At 37.3% G+C, this 17,524-nt stretch carries 17 protein-coding genes and 1 pseudogene; all 18 read right to left on the bottom strand.

What is annotated here, in order from left to right:
- Positions 1-7 precede the first annotated feature (7 nt).
- Complete coding sequence (locus G610_RS0104495; RefSeq protein ID WP_026523833.1) at positions 8-526, bottom strand: GtrA family protein; 519 nt, start codon at positions 524-526, stop codon at positions 8-10.
- Complete coding sequence (rfbH, locus tag G610_RS0104490; RefSeq protein WP_026523832.1) at positions 526-1,860, bottom strand: lipopolysaccharide biosynthesis protein RfbH; 1,335 nt, start codon at positions 1,858-1,860, stop codon at positions 526-528. Before rfbH ends, G610_RS0104495 begins: the two co-directional genes overlap by 1 nt.
- A gap of 75 nt (positions 1,861-1,935) precedes the next feature.
- Positions 1,936-2,052: pseudogene (locus tag G610_RS23880) on the bottom strand (rubredoxin-like domain-containing protein); the annotation flags it as partial.
- A gap of 35 nt (positions 2,053-2,087) precedes the next feature.
- Entirely contained in the window at positions 2,088-2,876 is a 789-nt protein-coding gene (locus G610_RS0104485) for a hypothetical protein (protein WP_026523831.1), read from the bottom strand.
- Positions 2,869-3,981 carry an AAA family ATPase gene (locus G610_RS0104480; protein ID WP_026523830.1) on the bottom strand — a complete coding sequence of 371 codons (1,113 nt, stop codon included), beginning with the start codon at positions 3,979-3,981 and terminating at the stop codon, positions 2,869-2,871. The genes G610_RS0104485 and G610_RS0104480 overlap by 8 nt, the downstream gene beginning before the upstream one ends.
- A gap of 206 nt (positions 3,982-4,187) precedes the next feature.
- Entirely contained in the window at positions 4,188-5,420 is a 1,233-nt protein-coding gene (locus G610_RS0104475; protein ID WP_035796907.1) for a 6-phosphofructokinase, read from the bottom strand.
- A gap of 287 nt (positions 5,421-5,707) precedes the next feature.
- Entirely contained in the window at positions 5,708-5,914 is a 207-nt protein-coding gene (locus G610_RS0104470; RefSeq protein ID WP_026523828.1) for a hypothetical protein, read from the bottom strand.
- A 119-nt stretch (positions 5,915-6,033) separates the two neighbouring features.
- Positions 6,034-6,858, bottom strand: coding sequence for a radical SAM protein (locus G610_RS0104465; protein WP_242829614.1), 825 nt, complete (start codon positions 6,856-6,858; stop codon positions 6,034-6,036).
- A gap of 27 nt (positions 6,859-6,885) precedes the next feature.
- The gene (locus tag G610_RS0104460) at positions 6,886-7,500 is read right to left on the bottom strand and encodes a hypothetical protein (protein ID WP_026523826.1); all 615 of its coding nucleotides are present in this window, start codon (positions 7,498-7,500) and stop codon (positions 6,886-6,888) included.
- 13 nt (positions 7,501-7,513) lie between these two features.
- Entirely contained in the window at positions 7,514-8,959 is a 1,446-nt protein-coding gene (locus G610_RS0104455; RefSeq protein ID WP_026523825.1) for a hypothetical protein, read from the bottom strand.
- Positions 8,960-9,255: 296 nt separating this feature from the next.
- The gene (locus G610_RS0104450) at positions 9,256-9,912 is read right to left on the bottom strand and encodes an HAD-IA family hydrolase (RefSeq protein ID WP_026523824.1); all 657 of its coding nucleotides are present in this window, start codon (positions 9,910-9,912) and stop codon (positions 9,256-9,258) included.
- A gap of 86 nt (positions 9,913-9,998) precedes the next feature.
- Positions 9,999-10,766, bottom strand: a complete 768-nt coding sequence (gene rfbF, locus G610_RS0104445; RefSeq protein ID WP_026523823.1) for a glucose-1-phosphate cytidylyltransferase — start codon at positions 10,764-10,766, stop codon at positions 9,999-10,001.
- Positions 10,767-10,812: 46 nt separating this feature from the next.
- On the bottom strand, positions 10,813-11,781 hold the full coding sequence (locus G610_RS0104440) for an NAD-dependent epimerase/dehydratase family protein (protein ID WP_026523822.1): 969 nt from the start codon (positions 11,779-11,781) through the stop codon (positions 10,813-10,815).
- Between the two features lie 61 nt (positions 11,782-11,842).
- Positions 11,843-12,808 (bottom strand): glycosyltransferase family 2 protein, encoded by a 966-nt coding sequence (locus G610_RS0104435; protein ID WP_026523821.1) that lies wholly within the window; start codon positions 12,806-12,808, stop codon positions 11,843-11,845.
- 23 nt (positions 12,809-12,831) lie between these two features.
- The gene (locus G610_RS0104430; RefSeq protein WP_026523820.1) at positions 12,832-14,445 is read right to left on the bottom strand and encodes a hypothetical protein; all 1,614 of its coding nucleotides are present in this window, start codon (positions 14,443-14,445) and stop codon (positions 12,832-12,834) included.
- A gap of 3 nt (positions 14,446-14,448) precedes the next feature.
- Positions 14,449-15,771 (bottom strand): sedoheptulokinase, encoded by a 1,323-nt coding sequence (locus G610_RS0104425; RefSeq protein ID WP_026523819.1) that lies wholly within the window; start codon positions 15,769-15,771, stop codon positions 14,449-14,451.
- Positions 15,752-16,816, bottom strand: a complete 1,065-nt coding sequence (locus tag G610_RS19680; RefSeq protein ID WP_051197619.1) for a 3-dehydroquinate synthase family protein — start codon at positions 16,814-16,816, stop codon at positions 15,752-15,754. Before G610_RS19680 ends, G610_RS0104425 begins: the two co-directional genes overlap by 20 nt.
- A gap of 16 nt (positions 16,817-16,832) precedes the next feature.
- Entirely contained in the window at positions 16,833-17,519 is a 687-nt protein-coding gene (locus G610_RS0104415; RefSeq protein WP_026523818.1) for an SDR family NAD(P)-dependent oxidoreductase, read from the bottom strand.
- Between the last annotated feature and the right edge of the window lie 5 nt (positions 17,520-17,524).

Here is a 17,524-nt window from a genome sequence, read left to right as displayed (position 1 = left end):
AAACAATTTAGTTCTTATCTTCCGTCTTAAATGCCCAAAACTTATTGATAATAAAATTAACCGGCACGCTGATCAGCAAGTTAATAATCGGCGCAATAAATTCAGATATATGAAATACCTGTACCCAAAGCACCATCAAAATACTATTCAAAAACAGCCCTGTAAAAGAATAAGAAATATATGTCTTGATAAGTGCCTTCCACAAATTCCTGCTCTGGCCTTCTTCCATAACAAAGACCATCTTATTATTCCAGTAAAATGACCAAAGCACACTCAAAATGAATGCAATCACTGTTGCCACAAGGTAATCCACATCACCAAACAGTCCGAACTGTCTCATAGCTAACAGCGAGAACGTATACAGAAGATATGAGATCACCGTATTACTCACACCTACAATTCCGAACTTTACAAACTGCATCAAAGACTCATGAACCGAATCCGTATACTCTTTTCCTATTATGCGAAAGCAGAAGCGGAAAACCGCTCCTGCTATAGTTTCAATTATTTTCCAAATAAAATTCATTATGCAATAGCCTCAAGAATAATCTTTGCCATATATGACAGCTTCTCGTCTGTCATTCCGGGATATACGCCTACCCAGAAGCTGTTTGCCATAATCTTGTCTGTATTGGCAAGATCACCGACTACTCTGTAGCCCTCGCCACTTGCTCTCATCTCATCGAAGCAAGGATGCTTAGTAAGATTACCTGCAAAAAGCATACGTGTCTGAATTCCATGACTCTCAACATAATCAACAACCTTCTTACGGTCAACACCTTCCTTGCAGGTCATGATAAATCCAAACCAACTTGGATCTGAATTCTCAGTAGCAACAGGAAGGATAAGCTTATCCTCAGCACCACCCTTAATAAGTAGATCCTTAAGGAACTTGAAGTTATATTTTCTTCTCTCTACGAAGCTTGGGAACTTATCAAGCTGAGCGCATCCTATTGAAGCCTGAAGATCAGTAGCCTTAAGGTTATAACCAAAGTGTGAATAAACATACTTGTGGTCATAACCAAGAGGAAGCTCACCATACTGCTTATCAAAACGATGTCCGCAAAGGTTATCGCAGCCTGAAGGACATACGCAGTCGCGGCCCCAGTCACGGAAAGATCTTGCAATCTTATTAAGAAGCGCATCATCTGTGTAAACAGCGCCGCCCTCGCCCATAGTCATGTGGTGCGGCGGATAGAAACTGCTTGTTCCGATATCACCAATGGTACCTGTGAACTTCTTTTCCCCGTCAATCTCATACTGAGAACCAAGGGCATCACAGTTATCCTCAACAAGCCAGAGGTTATGCTTGTCACAGAACTCCTTAACACTCTTAAGATCAAAAGGATTACCAAGTGTATGTGCGATCATAACAGCCTTGGTCTTATCGGAAAGAGCCTTCTCAAGTTCGTTAACGTCTATGTTATATCCGGGAATTGTAACATCTACAAACACCGGAACCGCGCCATACTGTATGATAGGTGTTACAGTTGTAGGGAAGCCTGCTGCAACAGTTATAACCTCATCACCTCTATTAACCCTTCTATCACCAAGAAGAGGTGAGGTAAGTGTCATAAAAGCTACAAGATTAGCTGATGATCCAGAGTTAACGAGTGCGCAGTGCTTTACTCCCAAGTACTCTGCAAGCTTTTTCTCAAATTCATCAGTATATCTTCCTGATGTAAGCCAGAACTCAAGAGCACTGTCTACAAGGTTAACCATCTCCTTCTCATCATATACACGAGATGCATATGAGATGCGGTCTCCCTCCTTGAACTCCTTGTTCTGATTGTGATAAGTCTTAGCATAATCTGCCACCAAATCCAGTATCTGTTTCTTTGCTTCTTCCTGTGTAGCCATGTATATCTCCTTTATTCACAAAAAACTAATCTGTTTTTAATCAGACCTTCTTTATACCATATTTTGGTTAAAATGTCACTTTACAATCTTCTCAAAATCCGCCTTGGGATGCTTGCAGATAGGACAGATGAAATCATCCGGAAGTTGCTCTCCTACCCACTCATAGCCGCAGATTATGCAGCGCCATATCCCTCCTTTTGGAATGTGCTTTCCTTACAATTCTTCTCTTAATACCCACATTTTGTACGCTTATTTTTATTGTGTTTGACCGTTGCCTGCCAAAATGTTTCTTTATTATAATCAAGCAAAAACTCCGGAAATGCCGATAACACAAAAACTTTTCCATTGTTTACATGCATACTCTGATATGAATATATCTCAGATGGTGTCACTGCTTGTTTGTATTCATAATAGCTATAGATCTCTTCTCTTTCCCCCAGGCAACTTACTCTTCTAATATATGTATCTATAATCTGAGCCCAATCACTAAATGTATATTTATTTGTGTTTCCATGACCACTATTATTGGCACTTAGATTCTTATAATTCTTGATATCCTGGGCATTTACGAAACATCGTGTTGGAGTTTCACACTCTCCCTCTAAATAATCTCTTACTGCTTCCACCATAGGATAATTTATATATAAAAGCCCATTTTCTGTTTCGTTATCAAATGTCTCAAGCATCTCTGACACAACATCCGCATCCTGCTCTTTTCCCAAATTATCTTGATGACAATCAAAATCAAAGAACAGATATACTTCAGAAAAATCATCTCTTGTATATTTTCCAATTATCTTTGAAGCTTTCTTGTTCTTCTCACGAATAACCTCAATAATATCTGTCTGAAAATCGTCTTCCTTGAGCTGCTTCCATAGCATATAAATATTTTCTCCTGCCGGAAAAGGTATGATATCAACATTTTCAGATTTGAAAAATATATTTTTTATATTGTCAAAGATTCCCATCTCTCTGACATCACCTTCAACAACTATTGCTATTCGCTCTTTATTCATTAAACACTCCAGCCTTGTACATCTTTTGTAGATTATGTGCCTTTCGAATATCCTTCTCTGTTTTATCTGCTAAGCATTTAATACGATTATCATTTATCTCAAAATAGCAATCAGGACGCAGCAAATCATTCGTAAGCAAATCCGTGTTATGTGTTGTAAGAACTATCTGACAATTCTTTACTTTCTTTAATAGCTTTACAAGTGAATAAGCCAACTCAAAATGATAAAAGGCATCAAATTCATCAATATAGACAAAAGCAAGCTCTTTCATCTGCAAATACCAGTAATAAAATAATGTAAGGGAAATCGTTCCAGTTGACGCAACAGAAAAGAAATTCACTTCTCCACCTTTAAACTTGCAATAAATCTGCTTCGATCCATCAACTTCCTTCCCAGTGAGAGAATACTGAATCCCTTCATCACTCAAAAATTTCTGAAAATCTGCAACTTTACCTGTTGAAACAATATAATCAGCTATACCCTCCGTTCCAACTTTAAATCCCTGATAGCCACGGTTATCGAGAGAATAGAAAAGAAGCATTCTATTAACAAATTCCCCAAATTGTTTGAATACGCTATTTATCTCATTTTCTTTCAAGATAGCTGTACTAAAAATATATTTCACACGAGAAACTCTGTTAAAGGTTCCATTGCTCAAAACAAGATTATCTGCTCCTTCAAGAGTAGTATAACCTTCAACATCGTCAAAATTGTAATCAACTACCATTTCATCATCAATTGATAGCTTTTCATACACCAAATCCAAAATATTTCTCTTTTGGTATTCATACTCCAATGAATGACCATCAAAGACAAAGTTATATTTAAATGTCACCTTCTTCTTATTATTGTCGAGATTAGAATAAAATGTATATCTATCATATATTATGTTTGTATCTGTAAGGTGCGCTACTATATCAAAAATAGCCAATCCAAGATTAGACTTTCCGCTACCATTCGGACCATAGATAATTCCCTTAGAGATAATGTTGCCATCATTTGATATTGCTTCTTTGTTGAACTCATAGTTATATGGTTTTGTGAAATCCAATACAAATTTATTTTTGAAATTTTTAAAATTTTCTACCTGAAATTTTGTAAGCATAATCGTCCTCCATAAAACAAAAATAGCACTATTGCATTTTTTTTACAATAGTGCCGTAATTATTTTACTAACAGCTTTGCCATTTCTTCCAATGCGCTTTGATACTCTCCAACAGTGGCTCGGGCATTGGTTGCTTTTTGGTTGCCTCCATTTCTTGGATACTTCTCGGATATCCGGATATCAAACTATGAAAATACCCAAACACCTTACCGCCCTATAATATCAACATACTTTGGCAGGCCGTCCCGGTATTTCATAGCAACCTCACCCTGAATTAGAGGTCTTAAATAACTAATCAGTTCACCTTTAACATCATTTCCATCATCATTAATCCATTCTCTTGGAACAGATTTAACTTTATTTGCAATATTACCGATGGGCTCGAATCCATAAGTCACCTCATAAGGTTCATCGCCAAGGCGCTTAATTACTGTCATACAGCCTGTTTCGCCAGCCTCTGCCGCCTCCACAGCCTTATGCCCAAGCTTAAAGGACTCATCTATATCCACTGCACTTAGAGAGTGGGCAGCACACCTTTGCAGGATATTTACTTCCACAGACCTTGCCTTAACATCGATATTCTCCTTAATAAGGAATTCCAGCGCCTTACCTGCGCCAGATAGCTGCTGATGTCCAAAGCTGTCTATAGCTGATTCACTGGCAGTAATATAGTTGCCATCCTTATCTCGAATTCCCTCAGATACAGCTATAACCACATTGTCATTGGCATCAAGTGCCTCTCTGACATCCTGTAAAAATGCTTCCTTATCAAAAGAGGTCTCAGGCAAATATATCAGATGGGGCGCTTTAGAATATTCATTCCTAGCCAATGCAGCTGAAGCCGTAAGCCAGCCGGCATCCCTTCCCATAATCTCTATGATAGTTACAGACTTAATGGGATAAATAGCAGTATCATGAGCAATCTCCAAAACTGATGTGGCTATATATTTTGCCGCTGACCCAAATCCCGGAGTATGGTCCGTAACACTCAGATCATTATCTATAGTCTTAGGAATACCGATCACCCTAACATCAGATCCAATCCTGGATGCATATTCCGACAGCCTTAGGACAGTATCCATACTGTCATTGCCGCCAATATAGAAAAACGTCCCCACATTCATCCGTTCAAACTCAGAAAAAATAAATGCATATTGGGAATTATCATCCTTATAATCGCATAACTTATATCTACAGCTCCCCAGATACATAGCAGGTGTCCTGATGAGATCATCAAGAAAATCAGCATCCTTCTCTGCCTTCTCCGTAAGATCCACATAGTTCCCTTTCAAGACACCTGTTATTCCGTTTAATGCTCCATAACACCTGCAAAACTCCTGCGACTCAATCACAGCCTTTATAACACCACAAAGGCTTGCATTGATTCCGGAAGTTGGTCCACCTGACTGAGCAACGATTGCATTTTTCTTATTTTGCATGTATTCTCCTTGAGTTCCTTTGTCTACAATTAAGCTCTTAATAGTTCCTGATATCCTTTACTATTTGATTTTAAAAACTACTTTCTCCCCAACCTTCTCACTTTCCAATTCAAATATATTATCCTGAGTAAGCATTAGGCCTGTAGGATTCCTTCCAATAATCACATATTGATTATTACAATCCCTGGCGATATATTCTCTCGTAGCGTCATCAAGCAGAATATCTGCATTGTCTATAAAAAACAGTTTTCCTTTGGAATTGAACCAATTCTGTACACGGTAATCATTTAGAGCCCCTCTTCCTGATTATCTACAGCATTGTCTATCAAAATGTAATATGTGTTATCTACATTCTCAATTTTGCCCACTGCTTTTCTAAGCTCAGAATTATTCCCCTTTGACTCTACTTGTATATCACTATGAATAGCTCCAAAAAGATACTTCCAAAAATCAAATCCTGAACCAGTATCTTCACACCAAACAAATCTGCTCAAAACTAGTATATTACTTTTCTTCTCCAATTATGAACTAATAATATATCACAATATTCGGCATAGCCTTATACTGTGTCCTTACAGATATTCTACGCAGAACTGCAATCCTTTTTTCATATTCAAATATAGTCATCTTCAATCTGCGAATAAGCCGTTTGAAGGTTTTTATATACATCAGTATCCGAATACATATACTTATTTGATAAACATAAACTTGTACTACTATCTGGGTATACTCTAACAGCGCATACGTACTCAAAACACATGGCTGATTCATCACATGTTTCACAAATATGAGGTAGCTTTCTTGCACTATATTCTGGATGCTTTATTCGAATTCTTATTCCTTTGCGATTGAGACAAAGCTTAGGGGTATAATCTCCATGTATTTCCATTTCTCCATATTGCCCTAATTTATGTTTTACTACATCTAGCAAACTACTATTTCGATCGATAAGAAAATCTACACCAAAACCAAATTTATCAGCGACATGAATAAAATCATCTAGCTCATTTATGTTTAGCTCACTAATATATATATTTATTACTTTTTTCTTTGCGTTGCATCTATCTAGCCTATGTAACGCCATATGGGGGTCAACGTTCTGATACGTTTCATTTAATTCTTTTTTTAATGAAAAAATAGAAAGATTTATCATAAATAAATCACATTCTTCTATTAATTCTAGCCCATAACCATTTGATGTAATAGATATATCTAATAAAGGATATTTATCTCGCATTTCGGAAATAATAATTCCAATATCTTCGTACAGAGTCGGCTCTCCTCCAGTGAATGTTACATGCCTAATATCTTTTTCTGCCGCAAATCTAAAGCTTTCAATAATGACGTTCTTATTCATTTCAGAAATAGTGCCCTTATACCCTTCAGAATGACAGAAAGTACATCTACCATTACATTTTGTCGTTATTACCAGTCTCATCGGTAGCACTTGTTTATCCCCCAAATCTCAATCTTTAGGCTTCAAATCAAAGAAATCAAAATCAAAAAGAGATACTTGTAAACAATCCATAGCAAAATCATCTAGTTCCTTTTTCATTTTTGCTGACAATGTATTGTTACTATCTTCTATAGCTTCTTTTATCTTAATTGCTGATGTACTCCTGGAATTTGGTAAGCTCTTTATGTATTTCTTTATAATATCTGCTTTCTTCTTTCTCCCCAGCAAAGAATAAACTATATACCAATCTTCCAACGCAGTACATGGAATCTCATACCCTTTTTCAGTCGGCATATATTCTATGCTATCAGGCTTTATATTATATTCGAAAGAATATTGATTTGGTTTAGTAATAAAGCAACTCACAAAATCCGCAACTATGTCCTTAAATTCAAATTTAAAATGATATTGCTCTGGTAATTGCAATTTCTCTTTTATTTCTTTACACTCTTTAAAAATCTCTCTGACTTTTTCAATGTCAGAAGGCTCCACCCAAAAATCGACATCTTGAGGATTATCGCAAAGTTCGTACATTTGCAGCAAATATGATCCGCCTATACCACATCTAACCTTTTCTGTACGCAGTATTTCCAACAATTGTTTTAATGAATCCATATTAACCATATTGTAAATACCCCTAAATATGCTTTGTGAATCTTCTTACAGTTTTTTTATACAAAGACATTATTACAGTTATTATCGCAAGATAAATAAAGCTACTAATAACGTTAACCATTATGTCCGACAATCGCATATTGATATAATTTATTAAACCGATCAATAACGAGCTTATTATCGGAACTATTTTTATTGCCAATATAAAAGCGATTATCACTAAATATCCTAAGTATATCTTGTATATGTTCACCATCTGAAATGCCGTACATGAAAATCTTTTATACCCAACTAGCCATTTCCAGATTTTGTCACTCTTATCATCCGTTAACAATTTTATGGCGTTTGTTTTACCAACAAGAATACTCCACTTAATCAATATGACCATTACCGTTATATATGTGAACGAACATACAGAGCTTTTATCATAGTCACCGATTTTCCAATCTTCACTATCATTTATTAACAATTTTATCTGATTAATCACTTTTGGATGATATGGTGAAATCCCTAAATCAAACAAATCGATTAGTAATGCCGGTGTGAACGAATAATAATTTTTTTGTTTGCTATATTTAGCACCAGCTTCTCTGACAATCAACTCATTTTCCCACAAGCAATCAGAATCCTGCAGTCGGTTCATCACATAATTCAGACTTTTAAGTATATCATCTTCACTAAAAATCTCATGTTTCAATATCTTGGCTTCATGCGCCAAATTAATTGCTTGCAAGCTCTTTATCGTTGCGAAATAAGAGATTTGTTCTTGAAACTCCCAGTAAATCGCTTGTCCAAAGCCAGTCTTTTTATTTTCATTTAAGTATCTCAAACCATCTGATATAGACTTCTTAATTAAATCCACACTATCATTGTCCAATTGCAGCGCTTTGTTACTATAACACTTAAGTAATGCGGTTATTGATAAAGCTGTCATAGGTATATTAACACTACAATTATTTGTATTCTGATATGCCCATCCTCCAGACTCAATATCCTGTTGATTTACAAGCCATTTCATTGATGCAATAACAGAATCATTGTAAGACGAATCATAATAATCACTTCCTGCAATAGCTATTATTGCCTTTGAAGTAGACCAAACAGATACCCCTTCTGACAAAGACCATCCTTCTTCATCTTCATCTATTTTTACATCCTGCCCTTTATGAGTATCTATCTCTTCTGCATTATTTTTATAGAATACTAGCCTATCTAACAGTATTCTCATAACATCGCCAGGGAATACTTTTACCGCATTTAATGCTTCTATTGCACTTGCTAACGGAGATGCTCTAAATCTATCCTTTCCATTGATTAAATACGGAATTCCACCATTAGTATCTATACAGTTCATAAATGGCCTTAGCCAGTCTAATAGAGTTTTCCCAGAAAAGCTACGAAAGTCAAGATAAGAATCTATTATCTCTATATGATTTGTTAAGTCAATCCTTTTTTCTTCGTCTAACATCATTATTCCTTATTTATGTATCAACTTTTAAAAGCATAATCTCAATTGTACATATATTATTCTATTGCAAGGTATAATATATGACACTCATAATAACAAAGTTTTATATGGAGCTCATTAGTGTGTGTCACGCTCCTCTACTGTCACTCCCAATACTCCAGATCATATTGTAATCTACATTTATAACCTAGTGTATCGATAGCTTCTTGTATTTCCATGTATTCTTTCGGCTCTTTCAACTTCGTCCACGCAGCTTGAAACCCCAGCTTTTCAGAATCTTGCTATCAAGTGGGCAGTCACAATTCTACTATGCTTAGCACTTCTTCCGCCTTCTCCACAATATATGTAGCGCCGGCTGTCTCCAGCTCCTCTCTGCTTCCGTATCCCCAGAGAACACCAACAGAATCTATTCCTACAGTCTTAGCAGCAGAAATGTCATAATGTCTGTCGCCTATCATGAGGGCATTTGCTTTGTCCGTTACGCCACATTGTTCAAGAGCGTGATCAATTACATCAGTCTTAGTTATAACATCCTCTCCATTTGGCCTTGCAACAAATTCAAAATATTTGCGAAGGTCAAAATGATCAAGAACAATGTCCGTTCCTTTTACACTCTTTGATGTAGCTATTACCAGCCTCTTTCCATGGTCTTTCAAAGCATCGAGCAGTTCTATAATACCTGGATAAACCTCGTTCTCGAGAACACCACCTTGTTCAAAATAGGCCTCTCTGTAATATACTATCGCTTTCTGAGTATCCTCCGGTGAATACCCAAGAATCTTACCAAAAGATTCCTCAAGCGGCGGTCCAACAAATCTTCGCAGCTGACTTTTATCTGGTACGTCATTGCCCATCTTCCTAATAGCATATTCAAATGAATTTATAATACCGGGACCGGAATCCGTAAGTGTCCCATCCAAATCAAATAATAAAACTGAATAATTCTTTGCCATATTATTCCTTTTCGCCTATATAGTAAAAATGGCACCATGACAAAGCATTCAATTATTATCATAGTACCATTTAAAATATTATATCTTTACCACCTCTTCCAAGGTGCCTTGCCACTTTCCCACAATGCTTCAAGCTTCTGCTTCTCACGCTGGGTATCCATGCACTGCCAGAAACCATCGTGTTTAAATCCCATGAGCTGACCTTCTGATGCAAGCTTCTTCATAGGCTCCTGTTCAAGGATAGTTTTATCACCCTCAAGATAATCAAATATCTCCGGATTAAGAATCATAAAGCCGCCATTAATGAGCGCACCGTCTGAATCATCCTTCTCTCTGAATGATTTGATTACTCCATTACTAACATCCAGTACACCTTTCTGCTGAGCGATACTTGCCATTGTTATAGTAGCAATCTTACCATGCTCTTCATGGTACTTTCTAAGCGCATCAAGATCTACGTCACATACACCATCACCATAAGTAAGCATGAAAGGCTCATTTCCAATATAGTCCTGAACTCTCTTTACACGACCACCTGTCATGGTATTTAGTCCGGTATCTACGACAGTAACCTTCCACTTCTCAGAATTATTATTGTGAACAGTCATATTGTTAGTAGAAAGGTCAAAAGTAATATCAGAATTGTGAAGGAAATAATCCGCAAAATACTCCTTGATCACATACTGCTTATATCCGGCAAGAATAATGAACTCATCATAACCATAGGATGAGTAATATTTCATAATATGCCAGAGGATAGGCTGTTCGCCAAGCTCAATCATGGGCTTGGGCTTATACTGTGACTCCTCTGATATTCTAGTACCAAAACCACCTGCTAAAATTGCAACTTTCATTCTGATCCAAATCTCCTTTATATACCAACATTATATTTCTATAATTTTATTCTCTATCCATTATACGTGAATAATCCTGCAAAAACGCAACCTTCGGTTCCCATCCGGTATCATTCTTTATCTTCTCCACACTGGGGCTAAGAGAAACATAAGGTTTCGCCCTCTCTCCAAAGATAACTGTTCCACCATTACTATACTTCTCTTCCATTTCCTTAACAAAAGATTTCAGAGGCTTATAATCACCTCTTGCGATATTGTAAATCTCTCCGCTTCTACCACGTTCTCCAAGCGCTATAATGGCCTCTGCTGCATCGCAGGCATCTAAATAATCCCAATTCTGAGAACAATCACTTAAGGAAACAGTCTCGCCATCGCTTAGCTTTCGAATTAAATCCGGCAACATACGTCCTGCTTGTTCATACAATCCATACAGACTGAAAATACGTCCCCATATCCATTCAATACCAATCTGCTCAGCCCGTCTCTTTGTCAGATACATGGCTGCAACCTTAGCAGCTCCATAGGCATTTACAGGCTTAGGACAAAGCTCCTCTGTAATAACATCATTACACACGCCATACTCTGCCTGTGATCCGGTACAAATGAACCTTTTACAACCTATCTTTGCGGCAGCCTCTATCGCGGCAACAGATTGATCAATATTCACCATCTGCTCCTGAAAGTCATCTCTTCCGCCGGCCCACGTGAGGTGATAAAAAGCTTCGCATTCGCAGTCAATAAACTCCGGTAACTTCGAATATTCCGAACTATCCAGTTCAACTACCTTAAGCCTTTGCTTAATTATAGCCTCATCTATTTCCGGCCTCAATCCGCATTTGTCAGAATCAATCTCAATAGTATTCATCAAATTTCCCGGTTCAAGCCTGTTATTATGCCTAGAACCCGGACGAACAACCGCAATCACCTTATAACTATGCATAAGCAGATGCATCGTAAGACTATATCCTGCAAAACCTGCGGCTCCTGTTACTATTACGCTTTTATCATTGTTCATTAAGCCATGCTCCTTAACGCAACAAAGAGCTGATATTCATGCATACCAGCCCTTAATTATTTTATTCTTCAGATTCGAAATTAATCCTTTTCTCCTCAACAACAACCGGTCTGTTAATCGTTCTGGAATTGATATTAAGGATATATTCTCCCATAAATCCCATAAATGCCAGCTGAACAGCGCCTATCAAAAACATACCGATTATCATAGGCGCATAACCTGCATGGAACTCATTCCAGTGCGTCAGTTTAAGAACAAGATATACAATAGCTACAATTACATCTATAATTCCAACTAAAAATCCAAGCCAGGTCATAAGTCTAAGACCAACCTTGGTATATGAAGTAAAGCTAAGCATTGCAGCATCGTATAAAGTAAAGAAATTATTGTGAGTTTTGCCCGCCCTTCTCTGTGGCTGCTCGTACTCAATAGTCTTGAGATTAAAGCCTTCTCCATACTCTGCAACGATTCCTCTAATAAACGGAAGTGGATCATTAAGCTGTCTAAGGAGCTTAACAAATGACTTGTCATATAAACCAAATCCTGTAAAATGCTCAATCATCCTGACAGATGACATTTCCTTTATCATCTTGTAATAAATGGATCTAAGGAAATATACAAATCCATTCTCTTTGCTGGATGACTTAACACCACTTACAATCTTATGTCCCTTCTCCCACTCATGTACGAATATCGGGATCATCTCTACAGGATCCTGGAAATCCGCACAAATCGGGATTACACAGTCCCCATCAAGAGAACAAATCCCATGAAAGGGAGAATTAAACTGACCAAAATTCGTTACATTATAAATAGCCTTGAATTTCTTATTCTCTGCGCACTGTTTTTCTATATGCTCTCTCGTATTATCGGTTGAAGCATTATCAACATAGCATATCTCGTAATCATACTCAGGAAGAGACTTTTCTATTTCCTCCGCTATCGCATTTCCTATTGCAGGAATATTATCTTCCTCATTGTAGCAAGGAATCATTATACTTAACTTCTTTTTCTTATTATGTACCATCTCTCTATCTCGTAAATCTTTAATTATTTATTAAAAATGCTCTCTGTAAGGAATTTAATACTCATAGTAGTCTCTGTTGTCTTCTTAAAATCCAGGAACATATCTGTTATTTCTTCATTAAGCTCATCCCACTTATTATCAGGATTAAGCGTCGGTAAGGATGCATCAGCATAACTCTCATTATACTTATTCTTAAATCCATCAAATCCGGCAAGAGTAATATCAGTAACATTAAGCTGATCCATAAATCTAAGGCCGCAGATTACAGCATTGTCAAAATGCTCCCATCCTCTTTTGATGACACGGTTAAAATTGATAACCATCTCGTTGCTTCCAGGAACTGTCTTTATGCTTGAAAGGAGAATCCTCTTTACCGCATTAAACTTCTCCGGATACACAGATTTTGCATATTCATATCTAACAGCTCCAATAAGGAAAAGATAATCAAAGTCATAATCAGGATGAATAGCATTAATACCAATTACTACAGGCTTCTTCTCTTCAATATACTTTTTAATCTTCTCTTCCTGCTCAGTAACTGACTTACCGGGAGCAATGAAAAGTATCTCTTTTCCTTTGAACTTATCTCTAAGAGCATTTATCGTTTCTTCGTCATCAACAATTCTATTCTGATTTTCTAAATACTTCTCCTCCAGGAGATCATAATCATATTTCTTACGGTCATCTTCGGACAAAGATTCAATGATATTTCTCATATCTCTTGCATTTGTTCTGTGATTCTTAAGCAGATATGCAATGTTATTAACATGACAGCAATATAAGCCTGCAATAAAATATGGAGTAGAGTATCCCCAAGAGAATTTCTCTTTAAATCCTTCCATATACATATCAATTGCATCCATGACCGCATTCATATCGTAATTTCCGGAATGCTTCTTGTTTAAATAGCTGGTCACAAGCTCAGTTGTTGCATTTCCGGCGCCTCTTCCCATTCCGCATAGACTGGCATCAACAATGCACTGTCTATCCATCTTAAGAAGCCTCTCCACGAAATGCATCGTAAGAGCAAATGACAACTGCTGATTATTATGAGAGTGGAACCCAAGCTTAATATGTCTGTCCAGACAACCATCCAAAACCTCTATGATTCTATCCAGATCATCCTCATACATTGCACCAAAAGTATCAACAACAGAAATAGCCACCGGATTTAATTCATTTATGGCGCTTGCAAGATCTTTAAGATCATCATTGGAATATGCCAGCGTATTGGCAGCCTGAAGGTAAATCTGATAACCCTTATCTCTTATCTGCTTTGCAACCTCAATGCCCTCTCTGTGCTTACCATGAGGGAATACAACACGTATAGCATCAATAGATTTGTGGTCACACTCCGGCAGATACGACAAATCATATCTATCCCAGTCAATCATTGTAACATAAGTTACTCTTTCATCACGCTTAGTAATGTATTGAATAACATCATCCGGCACATGAAAAAAAGACGTACCTTCAACATGAGGCGTGTTCTTTAACCAGCCGCATTCGATAATCTCTACATTCGCTTCCTGCATTTTACTAATGATACCTTTAATTGCGGGCGTTCCAAATTTGGCATCAACAATATATGCTCCATCACGCAGTGTACAATCTAATAATTCTATACGTTTTTCCATATATTACTTTAACTCCTTCTTTATATATGCATATACTCCGCTTTGTGTCTCGTTTTCTGCAATCTCGACATCTATTCCGTCATAGGCTTTAATTATACCATCTCTTATAGGCTTAATTCTTCTTGCTATTCCACCTGAAAAAATCAACTTAGTCACTTTCGTTTTATCAGGCTGTACTCTCTCAGCCGCCCAGAGAAAATTAGCAATCATCTGATCAAAAATGGATCCCATTAAATTATTCAATGTCAATCCATATTCGCCAATCTCTGATATCTTACCACATGTATGGTCTGTAATAGGATTCTCGAAAAAACTCATATCACATTCCAAAGAATGTTCACTATCCTCCGAAGCTGCCTTTAACATAACATCCCATATATCGTTACTATCAGGATTCAATCCAAATCTGTCTAAAACGTCCTCCAAAAACCTCACGTACACATTTAACGCTCTGCCGGAAGGCAAATGAGGTATTGTCCTTAAATATTTCCCATCAATATAAGGTCTTGTCTGCATTCCCTCAGATAACTCAGCACCGTCCACGATAACGCTAGTCTGCGCACCTGTTCCAAGATTAAATGATAGCGAATCCTTTTCCCGAATACCGGCACCGTATAAAGCCGCCTGCTGATCTCCCAATGCAGGAAATAGATGAAAAAGGCATCCCTGATACTCACATATTGTACTTGTCTCTCCTATCTCCGGCAGCCTTATCTTATCCGTTGCAACCTTTTGGAATAATCTGTGATTCCATTTTCCTGATGTGATATCCATCAAGCCTGAAGCAGCCGCATTAGTAGGATGTATACAAATCTCAACTCCAAATACCCGTTTAACAAGATAATCGCCAAGAGTATAAAAAACAAGATTATCTTCTATACTTAACAATCCTGTATCCTTTAAATAGAGCATATTGCAGCTAGGCAGCCCGGCTCTCAAAGGCATTCCACTCTTTTTTATATCATCAGCATATTCAGGAACAGATAACTGCTCAAATGCAGATTTCTCACCTATTTTGAGTTTCCCATATTCCTTCTGCCATGAAATATAATCCGTATAAGCCCTGCCATCCTCGAAAGCCAGAAGAAAACCATGCATCTCTGTCGATAAGCCAAATGCAACCTCTTTGTCTTCGCCTCTTAGCTCGCTGATCATATCAATAATTGCAGAAGACAGCGCATCTATCTGCACTGTATCGGTAATGGGCTCATCCCTATGAACAGTAGGAGAACTCTTTTGAACCTGTTTTATTATCTCTCCGGTTGTTCCATCAAGCTTAGCCCCCTTAAGGAAACTAGCTCCGCAATCAATTACAATAATATTCATGAGTCTCCTTCAGATAATCAGCAAACAGCTTCTCCAACTTTTCATCTATGTTCATTGGATAAACAATCAAGTGACTGGGGCCATCCAAAACAGCCAGATTGATCACATTTCCCTTAACTTTCTTATCAGTCTTGATAATCTCAAATAAATCGTGGGGCTTATCGATTACAATTTCCTCTTTAAGGAACGAGTCCTTAATTAATTTCTTAATATCCAGATAATAATCCTCAGAAATCAGTCCCTCTTTCCATGCAATATAATTCACAACATCAATTCCCCAGATAACACCTTTACCATGCGGAATTGCATGATGTGTATATGCCTCCAATGCATGTCCAAATGTATGACCATAATTGAGCACACGTCTTAAATCTGCTTCAAACTCATCTTCTTCAATGATAAGTTTCTTAACAAATAATCCTTTATGAATATACTCGCCTATCTTAGCACAAGGAATATACTCTTTCTCTGCTTTAAGCTCGTCATAGAATTTCTCATCACTGGTCAGTGAAAACTTAAGGATCTCTCCCCAACCATTCAGATAATCACCTTCAGATAAAGTACTGATAAACCTTGTATCAATAATAATTCTCTTAGGCGGATAGAAAACGCCTATCTGATTCTTATATTCTCCAAAATTGATTCCGCACTTACCCCCAATGCAAGAATCACTCATAGACAAAAGAGTTGTCGGGAAGAAATACCATTCAATATTACGAAGGAACAGATCAGCTGCAATTGTAGTAACATCCTGAGTTATTCCGCCGCCAAAACAAACAACCTTCCAGTTTTTTCTAACGCCGAGCTTTTGCCAAAACTCCATGATTTGCATGCAGGTATCCATATTCTTCTTATCCTCAACTGCGTCCATGAGGAAAATATGATCTTCTGCCACTCCGGAAAACTTGTCCTTATATAATTCATATACGTTCTTATCTATAACGTAAGCAGTAGTATCTTCAAACTTTTCAAGATTTTTTGAAAAGTCATCCGTAAACTCCACTGAATAATCATACAATTTAGATTTGATATCAATAATGTCCATTATCATAGTCTCCTTCTTATCTACACAAAAATCCGCCATCAACAGCCAAAAACTGCCCTGTTATACTCTTATTATTCTCAGAGCACAGGAATGCAACCGCATCTGCTATCTCTTTCGTATCCTGAAATCTCCCTGTCGGGATGTTCTGTTTAATACTCTCTATCTCATCATCTGATAGATTTTTCTTAGTCATCTCTGTCATTACATATCCGGGGGCAACAGAATTAACCATAATTCCAAAAGGCGCAAGCTCAAGTGTCATGGTCTTCATAAGCCCGCTTAATGCATGTTTTGAAGAAGAATACGCTATCCTTCGTTCTCGTGAAACTGCTCCGTATAAAGATGATATAAACACTATTCTTCCAAATTGTTTATCCTTCATCCCTGTTACAAGCTTTTGAGAAATCCTGGCTGCAGAAAAAAAATTAACCTGAAATACCTCTTCAAAGACATCCTCTGTTATCTCGTCAATTCCCGAAAGTATATTTCTTCCTGCACAGTGAACATAGGTATCGATATTCTTAAGTACCTCTGCATTGTCATTAAAATATGCATCAATAGAACCATTATTCGTAAGATCCATTTCTGCATGAGTCGGTGCTATAACTGTAGCTCCAAGCTCTTCAAAAGTGTCCTTTATAGATTTTCCAATTCCTCTGCTTGCCCCAGTAAGAAATACCTTTCTACCATTAAAGTCATTCATCCGCA

This window comes from Butyrivibrio sp. MB2005 (assembly GCF_000424285.1).
In the GTDB taxonomy this organism is placed as follows: domain Bacteria; phylum Bacillota; class Clostridia; order Lachnospirales; family Lachnospiraceae; genus Butyrivibrio.
Note: the sequence above shows the minus strand (reverse complement) of the source record. Positions and strands in the feature narration are given on the sequence as shown.

Coding starts and splice junctions, on each gene's coding strand:
- G610_RS0104450 (WP_026523824.1), bottom strand. CDS start 9,912: ATGGCAAAGAATTATTCAGTTTTATTATTTGATTTGGATGGGACACTT.
- G610_RS0104475 (WP_035796907.1), bottom strand. CDS start 5,420: ATGCAAAATAAGAAAAATGCAATCGTTGCTCAGTCAGGTGGACCAACT.
- G610_RS0104460 (WP_026523826.1), bottom strand. CDS start 7,500: ATGGTTAATATGGATTCATTAAAACAATTGTTGGAAATACTGCGTACA.
- G610_RS0104435 (WP_026523821.1), bottom strand. CDS start 12,808: ATGGTACATAATAAGAAAAAGAAGTTAAGTATAATGATTCCTTGCTAC.
- G610_RS0104425 (WP_026523819.1), bottom strand. CDS start 15,771: ATGAATATTATTGTAATTGATTGCGGAGCTAGTTTCCTTAAGGGGGCT.
- G610_RS0104415 (WP_026523818.1), bottom strand. CDS start 17,519: ATGAATGACTTTAATGGTAGAAAGGTATTTCTTACTGGGGCAAGCAGA.
- G610_RS0104495 (WP_026523833.1), bottom strand. CDS start 526: ATGAATTTTATTTGGAAAATAATTGAAACTATAGCAGGAGCGGTTTTC.
- G610_RS0104465 (WP_242829614.1), bottom strand. CDS start 6,858: ATGAGACTGGTAATAACGACAAAATGTAATGGTAGATGTACTTTCTGT.
- G610_RS0104455 (WP_026523825.1), bottom strand. CDS start 8,959: ATGTTAGACGAAGAAAAAAGGATTGACTTAACAAATCATATAGAGATA.
- G610_RS0104440 (WP_026523822.1), bottom strand. CDS start 11,781: ATGAACAATGATAAAAGCGTAATAGTAACAGGAGCCGCAGGTTTTGCA.
- G610_RS0104485 (WP_026523831.1), bottom strand. CDS start 2,876: ATGAATAAAGAGCGAATAGCAATAGTTGTTGAAGGTGATGTCAGAGAG.
- G610_RS0104480 (WP_026523830.1), bottom strand. CDS start 3,981: ATGCTTACAAAATTTCAGGTAGAAAATTTTAAAAATTTCAAAAATAAA.
- G610_RS0104430 (WP_026523820.1), bottom strand. CDS start 14,445: ATGGAAAAACGTATAGAATTATTAGATTGTACACTGCGTGATGGAGCA.
- rfbH (WP_026523832.1), bottom strand. CDS start 1,860: ATGGCTACACAGGAAGAAGCAAAGAAACAGATACTGGATTTGGTGGCA.
- G610_RS19680 (WP_051197619.1), bottom strand. CDS start 16,816: ATGGACATTATTGATATCAAATCTAAATTGTATGATTATTCAGTGGAG.
- rfbF (WP_026523823.1), bottom strand. CDS start 10,766: ATGAAAGTTGCAATTTTAGCAGGTGGTTTTGGTACTAGAATATCAGAG.